Annotated in this window: 16 protein-coding genes; 5 read left to right on the top strand and 11 right to left on the bottom strand. The window is 50.0% G+C overall.

Annotated features, from left to right (window positions below):
- Window positions 1–49 precede the first annotated feature (49 nt).
- The 9 genes from TURPA_RS00120 to TURPA_RS21140 form a co-directional block, all read right to left on the bottom strand.
- Window positions 50–1,345 carry a restriction endonuclease subunit S gene (locus TURPA_RS00120; RefSeq protein ID WP_014801240.1) on the bottom strand — a complete coding sequence of 432 codons (1,296 nt, stop codon included), beginning with the start codon at window positions 1,343–1,345 and terminating at the stop codon, window positions 50–52.
- Entirely contained in the window at window positions 1,342–2,235 is an 894-nt protein-coding gene (locus tag TURPA_RS00125) for an Abi family protein (RefSeq protein ID WP_014801241.1), read from the bottom strand. The genes TURPA_RS00120 and TURPA_RS00125 overlap by 4 nt, the downstream gene beginning before the upstream one ends.
- A 176-nt stretch (window positions 2,236–2,411) precedes the next feature.
- Entirely contained in the window at window positions 2,412–4,496 is a 2,085-nt protein-coding gene (locus TURPA_RS00130; protein WP_014801243.1) for a type I restriction-modification system subunit M, read from the bottom strand.
- Between the two features lie 98 nt (window positions 4,497–4,594).
- A complete protein-coding gene (locus TURPA_RS00135; RefSeq protein WP_014801244.1) occupies window positions 4,595–5,560 on the bottom strand; it encodes an IS30 family transposase in 966 nt (321 codons plus the stop codon).
- Window positions 5,561–5,962: 402 nt separating this feature from the next.
- A complete protein-coding gene (locus tag TURPA_RS00140) occupies window positions 5,963–6,982 on the bottom strand; it encodes an ankyrin repeat domain-containing protein (protein ID WP_014801246.1) in 1,020 nt (339 codons plus the stop codon).
- A 13-nt stretch (window positions 6,983–6,995) separates the two neighbouring features.
- Window positions 6,996–7,700: an SH3 domain-containing protein gene (locus TURPA_RS00145; protein WP_014801247.1), complete on the bottom strand. Its 705-nt coding sequence runs from the start codon at window positions 7,698–7,700 to the stop codon at window positions 6,996–6,998.
- An 18-nt stretch (window positions 7,701–7,718) separates the two neighbouring features.
- Complete coding sequence (locus tag TURPA_RS00150) at window positions 7,719–8,621, bottom strand: ankyrin repeat domain-containing protein (protein WP_014801248.1); 903 nt, start codon at window positions 8,619–8,621, stop codon at window positions 7,719–7,721.
- Between the two features lie 23 nt (window positions 8,622–8,644).
- Entirely contained in the window at window positions 8,645–9,124 is a 480-nt protein-coding gene (locus tag TURPA_RS00155) for a hypothetical protein (protein WP_014801249.1), read from the bottom strand.
- A gap of 265 nt (window positions 9,125–9,389) precedes the next feature.
- Complete coding sequence (locus TURPA_RS21140; protein ID WP_281054988.1) at window positions 9,390–10,370, bottom strand: DUF5131 family protein; 981 nt, start codon at window positions 10,368–10,370, stop codon at window positions 9,390–9,392.
- 54 nt (window positions 10,371–10,424) lie between these two features.
- Between TURPA_RS21140 and TURPA_RS00165 the strand changes: the two genes are divergently transcribed.
- Window positions 10,425–11,474 carry an IS481 family transposase gene (locus TURPA_RS00165; protein ID WP_014801227.1) on the top strand — a complete coding sequence of 350 codons (1,050 nt, stop codon included), beginning with the start codon at window positions 10,425–10,427 and terminating at the stop codon, window positions 11,472–11,474.
- A 97-nt stretch (window positions 11,475–11,571) separates the two neighbouring features.
- Here TURPA_RS00165 and TURPA_RS00170 read toward each other — a convergent pair whose 3' ends face one another.
- Both TURPA_RS00170 and TURPA_RS23225 read right to left on the bottom strand, forming a co-directional pair.
- Entirely contained in the window at window positions 11,572–12,393 is an 822-nt protein-coding gene (locus tag TURPA_RS00170) for a ParB/Srx family N-terminal domain-containing protein (RefSeq protein WP_014801251.1), read from the bottom strand.
- A gap of 454 nt (window positions 12,394–12,847) precedes the next feature.
- A complete protein-coding gene (locus TURPA_RS23225; protein ID WP_157210336.1) occupies window positions 12,848–13,843 on the bottom strand; it encodes a reverse transcriptase domain-containing protein in 996 nt (331 codons plus the stop codon).
- A gap of 883 nt (window positions 13,844–14,726) precedes the next feature.
- On the opposite strand from TURPA_RS23225, the gene TURPA_RS00180 reads away from it, so the two are divergent.
- The 4 genes from TURPA_RS00180 (at window position 14,727) to TURPA_RS00195 (ending at window position 16,699) form a co-directional block, all read left to right on the top strand.
- A complete protein-coding gene (locus TURPA_RS00180; RefSeq protein WP_014801255.1) occupies window positions 14,727–15,452 on the top strand; it encodes an LAGLIDADG family homing endonuclease in 726 nt (241 codons plus the stop codon).
- Window positions 15,453–15,649: 197 nt separating this feature from the next.
- Entirely contained in the window at window positions 15,650–15,886 is a 237-nt protein-coding gene (locus TURPA_RS00185; RefSeq protein WP_014801256.1) for a hypothetical protein, read from the top strand.
- A 172-nt stretch (window positions 15,887–16,058) separates the two neighbouring features.
- Window positions 16,059–16,268 (top strand): hypothetical protein, encoded by a 210-nt coding sequence (locus TURPA_RS00190; protein ID WP_014801257.1) that lies wholly within the window; start codon window positions 16,059–16,061, stop codon window positions 16,266–16,268.
- Window positions 16,269–16,372: 104 nt separating this feature from the next.
- Window positions 16,373–16,699 (top strand): hypothetical protein, encoded by a 327-nt coding sequence (locus tag TURPA_RS00195; protein WP_014801258.1) that lies wholly within the window; start codon window positions 16,373–16,375, stop codon window positions 16,697–16,699.
- The last annotated feature ends 51 nt before the right edge of the window (window positions 16,700–16,750 follow it).

Consider the following 16,750-nt stretch of genomic DNA (forward strand, 5'->3'; position numbering starts at 1 on the left):
TCGTTGCCACGGGTTTAAACCCGTGGCAACGAGAAGATTGCGACGAGATTTAAGCAGCGCCATTATTCCTCACGTCTATCCGGCCAGTAACGGCAGCGGAAATGACCGCAGTTCGGTACTCTTGCAGCTTCTGGATCGCATGCTGAGTCGAAGAGATTAAACGGTCGATTTTCGCGGCTTCAACCCGAATATATTCCCCAATTGCTATTTGCTCAGCATGTGGGGGTGTAATGACCTCAATGATGCCAGTCTTTTCTTGGTTGAGGATAGGCAATGTAGTTATCATCGCAAGACTCCAAACCTGTTTTCTTACGACGTGAAGAAAATGCATTAGAAATACTGGATCGGTATCGTCATTTGGCGTAATTGCATTGATTTGTTGATTCGATGATGCTTGACTTCGAATTAAACCAACCTTCCCCAGCGTCGCTCCGATACTAACTAGCAACACGCTATTTGCTTTAAACAATGGTGCCTCGCGTTTGATTATCGCAAGCTGAGATACCCGCCTCTTTGATTCCGTCAAGACAGTCGCATCATCAGAGAAATCACCGGGGCCATACCAGTCTATTTCATCTGAGTAATACTCAGCACTTTCCGATGCTGGGGTCTTACCTGTCTTGATCGACTTTGACAGAAACTTCAGTTTCTTCAACTCCCAATGCGCCGGAATCATTCCCATCCACTTAGCACCCGAATCTTTCATCCGCGCGTCGGGATTCAAGCCCTTCGTCACAGCGTGGCTGATGAGGGCGGTGCGTTTCTCTTTCAGCAGCTCGATCATGCGCCGTTTCTTGTCGATCAGTGCGTCGATCTGCGCTGTCTTGTGATCGAGAAAGGCAGCGATGGCGCGTTGTTCGTCGAGGGGTGGGAGGTACAATCGTTCGTTGCGAACATAGGAATCAGGTACGCGTTTTTGACCGCCGGCACCATACATTTCCGCTTCGCCCATTTTATTGAACTTATGGCTAATTGAGTAATAGAACAGGAATTCCGGCATCGAATGCTTGCGATCCGCGCGAACAACATGCAGCTCAATCGTACCAAATCCGATTCCGTTCTTCAACCCAGTAGCTATTGCACACTTCCCATTTTCGAAGCAAGGTGTGATTTTGGCGATAACGACGTCGCCATCCTTAAAGTATGTATAGCCAGTGTAGACATCTTCAATAGACTTCTCGACATCCAACCGTATCCCGCCGTATTCACCAATGTTGTCCATCGGCACAAAGGATACCTGGGTATCGATCGGCAAATGCGCTACTTCAGATTTGACCGGATTTACAATTGCTGCGAACTTTAACCTTCGCGCCTTCCAATTCGGTGGAACACCCGAATCCTTCACTTCTGATCACTCCACATCGGCACGTCTGTCCAATTATCTGCAAACCCCATATCACGCCTCGGGATTTCAGGGTATTCGTTGAGCAAATCCATGAGCCTTTGTGGCCATGAACTCTGGGGAGCAACTCTATCCATCATGTATTTGAGAATTGTGAGCACACCAAAGACCCGTCTATCGGTAACTGCAACAGGCTCTGTCCATTCCGCAGAGTCGGGAAAGGTAGGTTTGTAACCTAACTCTCGATTCCACAACCTGCTGTGATGCGCACATATGTTTCGTACTGCATGCAGCGTACCTAGCCATGAAAAGAGCACCGGGCCCGCAACGCCATACGTCTTTGCGATTGACTTCAGCATTCCTTTTGACATGCCCCTGAACAGAGTAAACAATTGTCCGATTGTCATGAGCTCGGTGACCATCCAAATGGGTAGACTGTCATGATCCTCTCCGTACTTATTTCCGAAGTGGCTGGCGAAAACCTCTTTGCTCTTACTATATTCTGAACGAAGGGCGGTCATCAAGCGGGCATGGTTGTCCACAGACAAATTAGGTAAAGCGTGGGCTTCCAAATACCCGAAGGCTCCGTGCTTGTGCGCGAGGTGGTAGGTTGCATCGGCACGAAGCGCGATTTCGATGCGCTCGATGCCATCCATAACCATGAGTCTCAGACGTCGATCGAAGGCATACCGTCTCCAGATGGCTTCGAAGCGAGTATCTGGCTTGAAGTTATCCTTGGGATATTCTCTGAACGGAAACCAATAGCCGCTGAGACGGTAATAGTTCACGCTCTTGAGGCGTTGAATTAATTGCGCGCGATCAGCGAGTAGGCCCCGCGAAATCAACTGATCAGCTTGCTGTTCATAGGTTAACGGGGGCTTGGTGTATTCCATGAGCCCTCAGGACATAAAAAGACCCGCCAGATTTGAGCTTGCACTTGCGCACAGAGGCTTGGCGGGTTTGCTGTAAACAATATCGGTATTTTGCCCGGGCTCGTCAAATATAAATTGCCCCCTCGTAGCCCTCCTAGTTGCCACGGGTTTAAACCCGTGGCAACTAGGCGAACGAATCATGTAGTCACCTCGCTGAGCATCTTCATGATCTCTTGCTCGATAGCTTTGATTTCAGACTCAATCTCTTTCAGCGGTCGGGGTGGTTCGTACTTGTAGAAGTAACGGTTAAAGGGTATTTCATAGCCTACCTTGGTTTTTGTGTGATCGATCCACGCATCGGGCACATGCGGCAGCACCTCACGCTTCAGATAATCCTCGCAATGAACTTTGAAATCAGGCAAATCATCATCTTTGATTGGGAGCTTAGACGCCTCTGGCAGCGGCACGATCTCGGTATCTCTCAAATCGGTGTCAGGTTCTGGCTTACCATGGCGATCCACGCAGATGTCTGCCGTTTCGTCGCGCTCAGACAGCGAACTCATTATTGCTTTCATCACCGGTGCTGGCAGACTGAGCTTTGCGGCCTCGAGCACAGCTTCGAGATCCGCCTTGAATGTATCGCGGTTCTTCCATACACGCGCTGAATCCATACGGCCCAGCGCAGACAGAATATCTGACTGCAATTTCTCACCCGCGGCAATCTCTGCGGCGATGGCCTTCTTGTCCTTGAGTTTCTTAGAAGTCGCCAGCGCCTCAAAAGCCGAATGCGCTTTGAGTATCTCAATTCGCTCCGGTGTTACCTGAAAACTCAGCTTCAGCGGTCGCTCAACGGTAATCTTTAGATAGCCAAAGTCCTGGTTGCGAAAAGTCTTGCTGTTCTCAGTCTCTGCGAACTCACCATAGATTTTCGCAATCGTGTCGATGTGCGCGGCAGAAAGTTCGTTGCGCTTATTGCCAAGGCTTTTCTTCATCTTCTGATACAGATTGGTCGCGTTGATGAGCTGCACTTTGCCCTTACGCGCTTCAACCTTACGGTTGGTTACGACCCACAGATAGGTAAAGATGCCGGTATTGTAGAACATCTGGTCTGGTAGCGCAATGATCGCTTCGAGCCAGTCATTCTCAATAATCCATTTGCGGATGTTAGACTCACCCGAACCTGCATCGCCGGCAAACAGCGGCGATCCATTGAATACAATCGCCAATCTTGAACCATCGCCACCGTCGGCCGGTGGCTTATGGAACTTCGACATCATGTGCTGTAAGAAAAGAAACGAGCCATCTGAAATGCGCGGCAGCCCTGCCCCGAAGCGGCCATTGAAACCCTGCGTTTCATATTCCTTGCGGACAACATTCTCCTCGGGCTTCCATTCAACGCCGAATGGCGGGTTCGAAAGCATGTAATGAAACTTCTTATCGGGGTGACCATCGCGCGTCTTGCCGTCACCCAGTGTGTCACCAAAAGCGATGTTCTGCACATCCTCGCCTTTGATGAGCATGTCTGATCCGCACACGGCATACGATTCAGAATTGTATTCCTGACCAAACAGGGCCAGGTTAGCCTGCGGATTGTGCTCGTGGATGTATTCATCGGCGATCGACAGCATGCCACCAGTACCGCAAGCAGGGTCATAGATTGTGCGTACGATACCCTTCTTCGTCAGCGTGTCATCGTCTGGATCAAACAGCAGATGCACCATCAGCCGAATTACCTCGCGCGGCGTGAAGTGATCCCCGGCTTCTTCATTGGCCTGTTCGTTGAACTTACGCACCAACTCTTCGAAGATGTAGCCCATTTCGATATTCGACACCCGACTCGGGTGCAGATCAATAGCTGCGAAGTCTTTGACGACCATGAAGAGGCGGTTCGCGCTTTCCAGTTTCTCAATCTCATCCTCGAAATTGAAGTGCTTCAAAATTGCCAGGGCTGATGGCGAGAAGGATGTCATATAGCTGACGAGATTAGCCGCGATATTGGCGGGATCACCGAGCAGTTTTTCAAAGTCCAGCTTGCTGGTATTGTAGAACTTCTGCCCGGCCACACGCTGCAAAATGGGTTCGATATTCTGCAGCTTGCCCCCTTTCAGGGTCTTGAACTGTTCAAGTACCTTGTCCTTAGTCGGCGCCAGCACACAATCGAGACGCCGCAGAACCGTCATCGGAATCATCACCTTGCGGTACTGGGGCGGCCGGTAAGGCCCGCGCAGCTTTTCTGCGATGTTCCAGATAAACTGAATATGTTCTTGGTGTGTTTGGCTCATTAGGGTCTGCTATTAAATCAGGTAGAATTCGATCACCCAATGCGTGAGAATCTGCGTATGACGTCAAACAATGAAATGGCTTGTCAAATCCCCGGACCTTACATTCCAAAACGAAGTGCAATCGACCTCCGAAAGTAGACCTCGGCTGGCGTCCGAAAATTCAGTCGCTTGCGTGGCCGATTATTCAGTAATTCGAGCGCCGCGTCAACCTGTTCCTGGTCGATTTCCCGAAAGTCCGTTCCCTTCGGAAATGGCTCGCGCAGCAGGCCGTTGGTGTTTTCGTTCGTTCCCCGCTGCCAGGGCGATCCTGGGTCGCAGAAATACACTCCGCAATTCAGCACCTGTTGCAGGTCCCGGTATCCGCTCATTTCTGTGCCGCGATCATAAATCACACCCCGTAACAGAGAATTATCGACGTCTGCGAACAGGTCGCGTGCAGCCGCGTTGAACTGCTCAACGAGTTTGCGCTCGATTTTTGCCGCCTTGGTGTAGCGCGAATGTCTTTCGACAAAGGTTGCGATTTGTCCTGTGCCGATTTTTCCCTCCACCAAATCACCCTCCCAATAGCCAGGTTTTCGCCGCGTCAAAGCCTCGGCTGGCAGGTCGTGAATGCGTAAAAACCCTTTGTTTTCAGCCTCAATCCGCACTGTGCGTTTGTATGGTTTTCCCTTGCGGCGCAGGCAAAGGCGATAGAAATTCGATGTGGCGGATTTCTTACGGATATGATTATAGATCGTCTGCATGCAAACCCCGCCGAAGCGTTCAAGCCGCATACGCCCCGCGATCTGCTCCGGTGACAGCGTCGATTTGAGCGATGCGCCGATCTGTGACCAGAGTTCCGGGGTCACCTTTGCGGCGTTGGTATTCGTCTGGCGCCTGCGCGCTGCATCTTTTGCGCAGCGGGCGCTGTAATGCCGCGGCATTGAATTGCGGCGGATTTCACGATAAATGGTGCTCGGGTGGCGCTTCAGGTCTCTGGCAATACGTCCGGCATGGCGGCCCTGCCTGAGGCTTTCTTCTATACACAGTCTTTCTTCATTGGATAGTTGAACGTAAGGTCGCATCCGGGGTCTCCGTGGTCGTATTTCGCAAATCAACCTCGAAACCCCGGCGCGGCCTTACACTACTTTATCCTATCGCACTTCGTTTTGGAATCTACAGACCCGTGCAACGTGTATGAATACTGACCTTTAGGAGACCAACATGAAATGTCCTCGATGCAATCTCGGAAGTGTAGTTGTTAAGTGCGATAATTGCGGCGACGTGCGTTGTAACTCAACCGGCCATGCGGGCAATTTACATGGTTGCGGCACCTCACAGGGACCATTCGGCAAGACAGGTCAATCCGGTGTCAATGGCGTCACTTGCCACGTGTGCCGAAAGGGCAAGTATCGTCATCTCTGAACACGTAAGAATCTCTCTGCACCAATAACCCGAGCACGTGCAGAATACTAGTGCCGTGGTTATCATGGTTTGGCTTCAGACAGCATCTGCAAAATCTGCGGGTCTGACTTAATACGTTTCGCCATGTCGATCAGCGACTCGCCTTGACGGTCTTTTATATTTACCGAAGCTCGGGCCACCAAAAGGAGTCGAACGATTTCCATATTTCCTGCTTCGACTGCCAGCCACAACGGCGTGTGCTTAGATAGATCGGAGACATTTGGATCAGCCTTGGCTTCAAGAAGCATCCGCACAATCTCTACGTTCTTGGCCTTTGTCGCCACATAGATTGGCTCGGAGCCAATTAAGTAGGTTGAGCTGAAAGTGGTTCGCGGCCTCCCGTCCACAGTCTCATGACTAACCTGCCTCGGAATATCGGGTGAGGCTTTTGCATCCAGGAGTATTCTAACCAATTCTGCATTGCCCTTCTTCACTGCATGCATGAGCGGAGAAGATAGATAGCCGTCGACAAGATCGACATTCGCTCCTTGTTCAATGGCACGGCTGGCTAAATCGGCGTCATTCAACATGACTGCCGAATGCAGGGGAAAATCCTCCTTCGCTCCGGCCGCGATCAGAAGATCGTAGGCCTCCCTGTGGTTTCTATTTGCCGCACAAGCCAGGGCGCTCACCGAAGTATAACTACGGGCCCACTCGTTTGGTACTGTCTTCAGATCCAGGTTTGCCTTTGCTTCAATAAGGACTTGAAGAACCTCATTCTTTCCGTCACAGGCTGCCAGAATAAGCGGCGTAAGCTGCTCTGATGTCCCACGAATATCTACTGAAGCCCCGGCCTCCAGCAAGGTTTTCACGACTGTCAGATCACCGATCTCTACGGCATACACCAAAGCAGGCAGAGACTGACCTGGGTAACCTTCGGGGCTTGAAATAAGTGTATCTGGGCCTATTATTTTCAGCAACTTCCGAAGCTTCTTGGAGCTTCGCTGAGAGATAGCTTTTTCAAGATCGCTTCCCGAATCTGCGATTGCAAGCGTTCCGAAGAGCATGGCAGAGAAGAGCAAAAATCTTGCAAACTTGGGCATGATCACTGAAACCTCATAATCGAGTCACATTCAATGCGCGCTTCGATTGTTCCCGATTTCCCTTTACCTCATCTATATAGGTGGCCTTGTTATTCGGCAGGAGGCGGTAGGTGCGGTGACCCGAGTATTTATGTGCCTCAGTGTATTTCTCAGGCGAAACATTACCGCACTGTTCGTAACATTGAGGGTAAACTGTGTAATCGACCTCTATCACATTGTCGTTCTGACGCCAAGTGCCCGAGACATGGCCGGTCTCCCCACAACCGACAGATTCACCACGATATGTGCCATCTGGTTTCAATTCAGCGTACGCACCGCAAATCTGCGTAGTGCACAAGTCATCCTCGGCTATGCAATAGCCTCGGCCAGTAGCAGATGTACTTGCGGGAGTTGCGAGCCCACCCCAGAGCCAGCCAGTTTTACCACGATAGCTGACCTTGTACCATCGGCTCTTAATTGAGTACAGGGATTCTGTGGCACCTTCTGCGAGAACCTGGAAGTCTTGGCCCGTAGGTACCAAGCCGATCTTCTTACTCTGCGCAGAAGCATCTGCACGAATATACAGACCTTCTTTCGCCGTTACAGTGGCATTTTCACCTACTTTCAAATAATTGGATTTGCCGCAGCCAAACAATGCAAGCACAGATGCTGCAAAACACACAAAGATGAACCCTCGTAGGCCCAATCTTTTCTCTAAGAGAGACTTTTGATGTTTCATATTATCCTCCATGCGAACCTAATGAGAGGCTTTGGCGCCGGCTCGCTTCAGAATATTGTCAATCGCTGCGTCGCCTTTACCCTCGCAACCTTCATGACTGCTCAAAAAGTGCTGATATACTGATTTACCAGCCCGATCCCTAGCATTGACATTGGCCTTTGCAGCGACGAGCATATTAATACAATCTAAGTCATGCGCATCAACCGCCAGCATTAAGGCCGTTAATCCTTCATTGTCTTTAGCATTTATGTCCGCTTTCGCTGCTATTAATGACGTCACAGCCTTTGAGTCGCATCCAGCCGCTTCGATGATCGCCGTCGCGCCAGCATTATCCCGGGCATTGATATCTGCTTTTGCAGCTACTAACAGACGAACAATATCGGCACTTGAATAATGGCGAAAAGAAGCATATTCGCATCCAGTGGCATAGAATAATGCGGTCTTACCTTGTTTGTCCTTGATATTAGCGTCAATACCTGCGGCCAATAACTGCTGGGCGATAAGGGTGCCACCTTTTGGACGGGAACGCCCCAGCAGCAAGCGCATCAATATGGTTCGTCCTTCTGAATCGCGAGTCCCGAGTTCGGCATTTGCCTTTATCAACGTACTGACGATTTCAGGAGATGCTGCATCTACGGCTGAAAACAGAATCGACTCACTTTGAGGTGTCTCCTTGAAGTTGACGTTCGCCTTATTGGCAATAAGAAAGTCCACAATCTCCTGCCTATCAGCTGCAACCGCAACCGGCAGACCAGCATTGACGTTAGCACCAGTATTTACCAGCGACCTTACTTTGCCGAGATCGTTTTGCCAAATGGCCATAGACAGCTCATCGATGCCATCTGCAGCGTATGTCATGGGCCCAAAGAGAATGCAAATGGTAACGATGAGAGTCGTTTTAGCTTGTCCGATCAGCTTCATAATCTTGGCTCCTCAATCGTTCTCTAAGTCGCCGCTTTGGCGATTAATTGAGCAGGTGTATCATTTGGCAAGCTTACGTTGCCAATGTCAACCTTTCCGCCTCGGGAGGAATTACCCTGCCAGAACTTGAGCTTGTTTCCTGTTTTCGGATCAATGGCGTTGCCACGCGCGGCAGCTTTTATGTCGTCAAGCGGTGCGAGAATCGCCAAATCTGGTGTCCGCAGAGTCAGGCTATTTCCTTCCAGAATCAAGAGTCCTTTGCGAAAGCTGATTAACCAAATAATCAATCGAACAACCCCATATACGGCGAGCAAATTAGCGATTGGTACCGCTATGCTTGTGCTACTTGATCTAGCTTCCATCGCGGCCGCCATCGGTATTCTGAGCAAAAGTATAGCAATCGCATCCCAAGGGGTTCCCCTTTTTGACCACAGCACCCGTGAAGCCGCTTTGATTGACACGTCCGCTTTTGCGGCATCACCCGTAAGAGATTGAGTTTCCATTTAGACCTCCTTAAACAGCGAGGTCCGCTCAAAAGCGACCCCGCCGAACAGGTCTTCCCCGAGACAATGCACGCGTAGGCACACCGTTCCCGGCCATGCTTGGCGGGATCGACAACTACGCGTTATGTAGAAGCGGGGAAGAACCGCTACAGACTGTTTCAGCCTGCGAAGGAATTATGCACAGACTCTGGCGCGTTGTCAATGAAAAGGCAAGAATTATACCCCGCCCCATTTACTATACGCACCCCAAGGTCTGCATCATCATTCAGCCATCCTGCTCCTCGTCTTCAAAGACTTCCGGTTTCCATTCCTTCATGATGGACAACGCTGGCTCCGGAAATTCTGAGAACTTCTTTGCTCGAAATAGCTCCGGATTGGAGCCAATCAGCTCTATCTGTTCATTAATTGTTGAATGAGCCCAACCATTTTGTGCCAGAATCTGCTCGTACTCCTCGACGGTGACATCAGGCAAAAGTCGATGCTGCTTATGCGACCCCTGGTAGCTATACTGCTTAAAGAAGAAGCATATTCCTTGGCGCTTGCAGATTTCCTTAACGGCGATTGCAGATTTGACACTCATTTGCCGACTACTGCGCAGGCCAATTTCTTCAGCAATAGCGGCTTCGCGCATGGCCTCCCTGATTTCACCCCGTCTTATCTTCGCGTCCACCCATGTTTCCGGCCTCGTATCGTAAGACTCTCCACCCATTATGATCAGAGATATCTGGCCGTCATCGACATGTTCTTCGAGGCCGTCATAGTCGGCAATCGCAGGCTCAAGAGATAGAAACTTGCGTCCATTGCCTGGTATCTTTTTCAAGGTTTCGATACGACTATACCATTCTGGCGATTCAACGGATGTACCCGGCCAAATGTTATCGCTAATCTGCAATTTGTCAGCGATCTTCAGCCAGATGTGCGGGCGCTTTGTTAACACCATGAAGATATGTTGCAGATTGCTGACCATGACCAGGAACACCAACTGAATAAATTCAAGGGCTATTTTGCCCCCTTCGATTAGCTTGCCACTGAGGGTGAACGCTTTCTGCATTTCCATGTGGAACAAGTCCCCCATCGATGACAGGAAGATTACCGCGCGCCCTTTCAGGTTGAAAGGATCAAATAGGCGATCCATTTCCGCGGTTACCTTGAACCCGTTACTATATACACCCTTTGAAATCTTCACAATATTATCCTTCATCTCCGCTACGAACTTTGCATAGCAGTAAAGGCAGCCGGAGCTGATAAAGTGTAATAGTTTTTACTTTATCTGACACTCTCTTAACAAAAAGGAGTGTTTATGACGACAGAACAGAAAATTATCAAGAACAAGGTTGGTCTGCTGAAACTGGCAGAGCAGCTGGGCAGCGTATCGAAAGCTTGCAAGGTTTTCGGTTACTCAAGAGACAGTTTCTACCGGTTTAAGGAGCTTTACGACAAGGGTGGCGAGCTCGCATTGCAGGAGATCAGCCGCAGGAAGCCTTTGCTGAAAAATCGTGTAGCTCCAGAGGTCGAGGAAGCGGTACGGGAAATTGCATTTCAATACCCCGCGTACGGTCAGGTTCGGGCGTCCAACGAGTTGCGCAAGATAGGTATCATCATCTCCCCTTTTGGCGTGCGCGGCGTTTGGCTGCGCCATGATCTTGCGACGTTTAAAAAACGGCTGAAATACCTTGAAGCGCGAATGGCTCAGGAAAAGGGGATCTTTACCGAGGCACAATTGGTTGCGCTCGAACGCGCAAAAGATGAGAAGGAAAGTCACGGTGAAATTGAAACGGAGCACCCTGGTTATTTGGGGTCACAAGACACGTTTTACGTGGGAAATATGAAGGGTGTGGGTAAAATTTATCAGCAGACCTTCATCGACACGTATTCGAAAGTCGCTTTTGCGAAACTCTATGATCGCAAGAATTCTCTGGTTTCAGCCGATATGCTTAACGACAGAGTCATCCCGTTTTTTGACGAGCATGAGATTCCGCTGTTGCGCGTTCTGACCGATCGTGGCAGCGAGTACTGTGGCAACCGGGAAGAGCACGATTATCAGCTGTATCTGGCCTTGGAGAATATCGACCACACAAAAACCAAGGCCAAGAGCCCGCAGACGAACGGCATTTGTGAGCGCTTTCACCGGACTATATTGAATGAGTTTTACAATGTTGCATTCAGAAAGAAGGTTTACACTTCTTTGGAGCAATTGCAGGCAGACCTTGATGAGTGGATTTACGATTACAACACGCAGCGCACTCATCAGGGGAAATATTGCTTCGGCAAAACGCCTCTGGCAACATTCAAAGACTCGCTCAGTATAGCGAAAGACAAAATGCTGGATTTGAAATTACAGACAGCATGAAAATGGGTGTGTCAGGTCAAGTTCAGACTTTTACAGATAAAGGAACAGCCATGAACCACTGTCCACGTAAATACGCACCATTCGATTCCAGTAAGGGTCATGTTGCACCTCCTTCGCAGGCGTCAAAGAATCTGATGAGTTCTTGCACCGCCTCGCGCATCATCTTGCGCACCCTTTCATCGCCGCCTTGATAGGCGACTTGAAACAATTGAAGCGCATTCCTAATACCTTGCGGACTTCTGAATACTTCAGGATCATGCTCTCGCTTTGGCGTAGATTCTGGAATCTTGGGTGTCTCTAGTTCAGACTTTCCTTCGGCATTAGCTTCACCTGTTTCCTGCTTTTCATCACCGCTCGGAAAAAGCACCTCATTCACGTATTTACTTACAGTGTTTGGTTTCTCCCCGAATTGGGCAGCGATCATCTGGTTTGTGATCAGGTCTGAGCCTTCTGGTAATGGTCCCTTATCGCGCTTATAGTTCGCCTTGAATGTCTCTTCGCCGCCGTAACAAGTGACCCATAAGGCGACTCGCTGTTGCTTCGTCACATGCTTGCGATGAACCAGAGATTGATACATCAATTTCAGGACTTGTTCCTCAGTTAACTCTGCCTTGGCTCTCCTAACAGGAACAACTTTTAAGCCAACTATCTTGGCTGCTTCGATTCGGTGAAATCCATCGATCACCAATTTTGATTTGGGCAAAATCGTTATCGGATCAAGCATGCCATTTTGCCTGATGCTTTCAGCCATTCCTTCCAGGTTTACAGTAACGGCGTCTCCGACGAACTTGTCGTGCAGGGGATGATATTCGAGTTCGGCTATCTTCATCGGCTCTGTAACATCGACTTTTAGCAACGGATTCCCACGACTATTTCCACCAGCGCCCATTTCATTTCCCTTGTTTGCTGCTGATTTCATTGTTAAACCTCCTTTCTGCATACGCATAAAAACAAGGTCCGTATTTGGATCTCTTTATGCGCGCCGAGCGTTCAATTGCAGTCAGTGCGACTGAACACCACTCGATGTTGTTTGTGTGGGAAGTTGTTTTAGAGTTGAGCTTGCTGGACCCACGCCGAGCAAACCCAACTATTCGATTCACGTTCATGTGAACCTCCTAGTTTTGTTTGCCTTTGCGGAGTCGTAAATGAACGCAAAGGTGACGTCCATTCCTGCGATGCGTGATGTGCGACCGCATTGCTGATCATAGTTGATTGAGAATTACGCGGCATGTCTTTCATGATACGTAAGGGAAGTTTACAATTAATGCGAATCAGCGGCGAGAAAAAGTACAGGCAGATATGCTTGATCCGAAGTATGCCACGTGACGCCAAAGCCATGAGAAGCCGGGGTGCATCATGCCTGCGATCCTCTATCACGCAGCCACCTCCTTAATTAAGGGCATATCCACCAATGGACGAATGATAAGCAATCTCTGCCCGTCGAACCTTTTGCCCATTGGACTATCTAAAAGCAAGGCTTTCCGTTGAGGCGGCAATGAATTGATTGCCGTCAACAGGTCCGTGTTTGCATCCGCAAGTTGTGCAAAACGCGGATGATTAAATCCGGTCCCATAATGCACGGCATTGCCGGACCAACCATGAGCGATATGCCAGATTTCACCAGCGATCCTGCCCGCATCCTCAGCATATCTCAGGCTGCATATCTTCCCATGCAGTTCCCGGCGAGTCTCCGCAAGACTATTCTTTGAAATAGCCACTGTCAAACGGTTGTTTATGCGCCGGATTTCATGACCAAGGACAATCAGTCCATCTTCGAGCTTTCTCGTATAGGTCTTGTGGGAGTATCCTGGCTTGAGATGCAAACCCAAGGGTTTCAGCGCCGATTCCAGTAGACCTTGCGCAAACTCGGCTTCCTGCTTACTTCGTTGAAGAATTCCGTAATCATCGCCGTACCTGAAGAATTTGAGCCCGGCGGATTCCAACCGGGCATCAACTGGTGTTAAAAGCATGTTTGCCCAAAGGGGTGGTATCAGCCATCCGGTTGGCAATCCTACCTTGCTATTCTTGAAGCCTTCGGCTACCCGAAGCAGCTCATGCGAGAAAGCATTAAGCTCAATATCCCTTATATGCAGATCAATCACCCTTTCCATTTCGGCATGCGGTATAGAATCGAAGAAGCTCTCAATGTCGGTACGAAAGACATGGCTATAACCGAAGTGCTCAATATTCATGATTAACCGCCAGAGTGCGGTGTGGATCGAGCGCTTGTAAAGGTATGCATGGCTGCTATCGCAAGCCATTTGCTGCACCAGCGGGTATATCGTATCAACATATGTTCGCTGAACAATTCTGTCTAACCAATCCGGTGAATCAATATCTCTCTTCTTACTGCCGACTTTGATCGTCATGAGCCGGCATGGCCTGTGACTGTACTGATGGGAACGCAAGAGTGCTCCCAGCTCTGTCAAATCTTCATAGGATAAGGCGTGCTTTGACCCTTCGCCCCTTCGTTTAAGTTCTTCTATCAGACTAATCTGGGCTCTTTGAAGCCCCGCGAGACTACACATTGCGTCGTATGTAATGGCTGGATGGCACATCAAGGGGGGCTTGCGCCCCCCCGGCTGTGACTGTTTAGATTCCGGAGTCCCCGAGGGCTCTGACCGAGGGTTCAGCGAGTCCACGAGCTGGGCTCCGGCGACGTCCTTGTATCCTTTCTCTGTGAGGGGTGTACTGTTCGTCGGCGAAGTGTCACTCCGTGCCGGCGCCTGGGGTTGTTCCCTTTCGCGCCGGTCCGTCGGGTTGTTCCGTCTTTTGTCCCCGAGGGTGTTCTGGTGGTTGAGTGTGTTGATGTCTGTTGTCATCTTCTCATTCTCCTTTCCGTTTGTTCTCGGTTCCCCTCCCTCTGATCCGGCCTCTGGGGTTTCGTTGTCCCTCGGGTGGGTTGTTAGTGGGAAGTACCTGAACCGGTCTCTCTGGGGATGTTTTGACAAGTCCTTTTGACAAACAGGCAATAAAAAGCATGTGAGAATATCGCATCATTTCATGACTGGCGCAGCGCACAACACCTGTTAAGCATCACGCCTCTGAAGGAGTTGCTACCTATTAGGGACGCGGTCAATGATTGTCGCTTTGCTTGGTCACCCGGTGAAGTATCTGCCATCATCGAGTAAGGGACCGCTGTCCCTAATTGAGAAGGATGACACTCCTTATCTATATATCAATCAGACCTTGGCGATAGACCATCTGAGACCCCCAAGGTAACCAGACGGAACCACATGCTACGCTTGTGGCATGGATAAATCAAACCACAATCCCGCACGGCCGCGGCACGGCCGAACTTACAACGAAGAATACTTTGCTGTCATAACGACTGAGGAACAGGCTTTTTGGCTAGGCATGTTCTACGGTGATGGATTCTTATCACCGAGCAAGAAGACCGTTGGCATATCCTTGGCAGAACAGGATCGGCATCATCTCTGTAAATTGGCGATTACGGTCGGAGACAAACCAGCGTCGATTCGAACCTATGAGCCCAAGGAAGGTAACTGGCAGGTCCAACGAACGGTTCGGATACTATTTGGTCGGAAGCGCTTTTATGAGACATTCGTAGCATTGGGCTACGGCAACCGCAAGGCTGACTATGCTGATTTCCCGTCGATACCTGACCATTTGCTACGGCACTTCATCCGGGGCATGTTCGATGCTGATGGCTATGTGACTCACTCGCTCTCCCGGGGAAAGTATAAGTCAATAGTCAGGTTCCGATTCTCAATCTCCGTGGCGAATGAATCATTTGCACAACGCCTGCGTGACACATTGCAAGCCGCAACGGGCGAATATATCGGCATCAGCCGGGACAAGACTATATGGGCAGTCCGGGCAACTAATCAGAAGGCCCTCGTTGCCTTGCACCACTATCTCTATGAAGGCGCGACAGTATTCCTGGAACGCAAACGTAAGAAGTTCGATGAAGCGATCTTATGCTCAGCTAATTGCGCGGCGCAACCGGCAGCGTAATATGGGGGGCCTAAGGGCAAGGTGTTCGTGTCAAAGTGGGAAATCAGGTAGGTAGTTTGAACGGTTACTAATGTGGGCTTTCGGGTCCACGCCCAGGGGGGCATGCAGAGTCATATGGCTCTGCCTTTATTCTTTCGATCCCCGTTGGAGCAAGTCCGCACTTGGGAGACCAAGGCGGCATCCGACGGAGACGAAAGATGCAACAGTTTATTCAACGGGCCATAACTTCAGGGCTCACCCGCGGCGAAGCGTACACGCTATGGCTGCGAGCAGTTCAGGTGAAGCAAGCGAAGGTGTTCGCTCATCTGCTCAAGCGCATTGAACAGGGCGACTGCGACTGGACAGAAGTATCCAGCGCCGCGCGAGTTCATCGCCTTGACCAAGACAAGTTTATTGCTTTGAAACGGAGATACTACGCGTACTCTGCAGTTTGAAACTCACAAGAAAGATGCGGGGAAAGTGAGATTCCATATCTCATACCCTCAAACAGGTGCGACATCACTCGATGTCAGCAATAGCAAAGAGCCTCGGACTAACTACCCGGGGCTCTTTTCTTATTCGCGAATCAACTTTCGAGTTGGTCAATACAACGTTTAGGAGAACAACATGTTTAAAAGACTGATGAACCAAGCTAACGAGATCATCGTGAACGGCACAGAAAATCAAGTGGCAGTCCGACATACTGCGATCAAAGTCGCAAGAGTTGGATTGACTGTGTTCCTGGGCTGGACACTTTTGAAAGGCGTACTGGCTGTTCTGCCAGGGCTTTTCATTGCGGCAGTCGGCTATCTGATCTTGTGGAAAGTCGCTAAGTGACGCATGGGGAGGGTACTTCGGTACTCTCCCCTTTATTTCAATCCTTTCACCCCGGCGGTTATCGGGACTTGGTGAACTCACCCCCGGACCGTCGAGGTGTTCCCATGACAGTTCAACAACAAACCCAGGTAGGTGCTCTAGAAGTGCCCGCGGAGTTTCAGATCAAGCACATCGACGAGGCTTACGTTCAGTGCGTCAGACCAGATCAGCTGACGGTATTTCTGGATCGAGGCTCAGACGAAGTGAGTACAAAGCTCAATTATGTCCGAATCCACGGAACAAAAGAGCAAGTGATCAAGACAGTTGGTTTAGTTCGCGGTATGCAGGCGGCATTGAACTTCGCCATGAAATACTGCGACGAACTGGTGCCGCAGTTGCGCGATGACATCCATCGGGCACTTTCTCAAATCAAGGTTCTCGCTGAACCATAACCATTCAAGGCACAGGCTAATCCCTGTGCCTTTTCTTTATTCGCCTTTCAC

Origin of the sequence: Turneriella parva DSM 21527 (assembly GCF_000266885.1) — a bacterium.
In the GTDB taxonomy this organism is placed as follows: Bacteria; Spirochaetota; Leptospiria; order Turneriellales; family Turneriellaceae; genus Turneriella; species Turneriella parva.

Bases quoted from the DNA above. Each gene is read 5' to 3' on its own strand.
- TURPA_RS00125 (WP_014801241.1), bottom strand. From the start codon at position 2,235: ATGGAATACACCAAGCCCCCGTTAACCTATGAACAGCAAGCTGATCAG.
- TURPA_RS00130 (WP_014801243.1), bottom strand. From the start codon at position 4,496: ATGAGCCAAACACACCAAGAACATATTCAGTTTATCTGGAACATCGCA.
- TURPA_RS00135 (WP_014801244.1), bottom strand. From the start codon at position 5,560: ATGCGACCTTACGTTCAACTATCCAATGAAGAAAGACTGTGTATAGAA.
- TURPA_RS00140 (WP_014801246.1), bottom strand. From the start codon at position 6,982: ATGCCCAAGTTTGCAAGATTTTTGCTCTTCTCTGCCATGCTCTTCGGA.
- TURPA_RS00145 (WP_014801247.1), bottom strand. From the start codon at position 7,700: ATGAAACATCAAAAGTCTCTCTTAGAGAAAAGATTGGGCCTACGAGGG.
- TURPA_RS00150 (WP_014801248.1), bottom strand. From the start codon at position 8,621: ATGAAGCTGATCGGACAAGCTAAAACGACTCTCATCGTTACCATTTGC.
- TURPA_RS00155 (WP_014801249.1), bottom strand. From the start codon at position 9,124: ATGGAAACTCAATCTCTTACGGGTGATGCCGCAAAAGCGGACGTGTCA.
- TURPA_RS00165 (WP_014801227.1), top strand. From the start codon at position 10,425: ATGACGACAGAACAGAAAATTATCAAGAACAAGGTTGGTCTGCTGAAA.
- TURPA_RS00170 (WP_014801251.1), bottom strand. From the start codon at position 12,393: ATGAAATCAGCAGCAAACAAGGGAAATGAAATGGGCGCTGGTGGAAAT.
- TURPA_RS23225 (WP_157210336.1), bottom strand. From the start codon at position 13,843: ATGACGATCAAAGTCGGCAGTAAGAAGAGAGATATTGATTCACCGGAT.
- TURPA_RS00180 (WP_014801255.1), top strand. From the start codon at position 14,727: ATGGATAAATCAAACCACAATCCCGCACGGCCGCGGCACGGCCGAACT.
- TURPA_RS00185 (WP_014801256.1), top strand. From the start codon at position 15,650: ATGCAACAGTTTATTCAACGGGCCATAACTTCAGGGCTCACCCGCGGC.
- TURPA_RS00190 (WP_014801257.1), top strand. From the start codon at position 16,059: ATGTTTAAAAGACTGATGAACCAAGCTAACGAGATCATCGTGAACGGC.
- TURPA_RS00195 (WP_014801258.1), top strand. From the start codon at position 16,373: ATGACAGTTCAACAACAAACCCAGGTAGGTGCTCTAGAAGTGCCCGCG.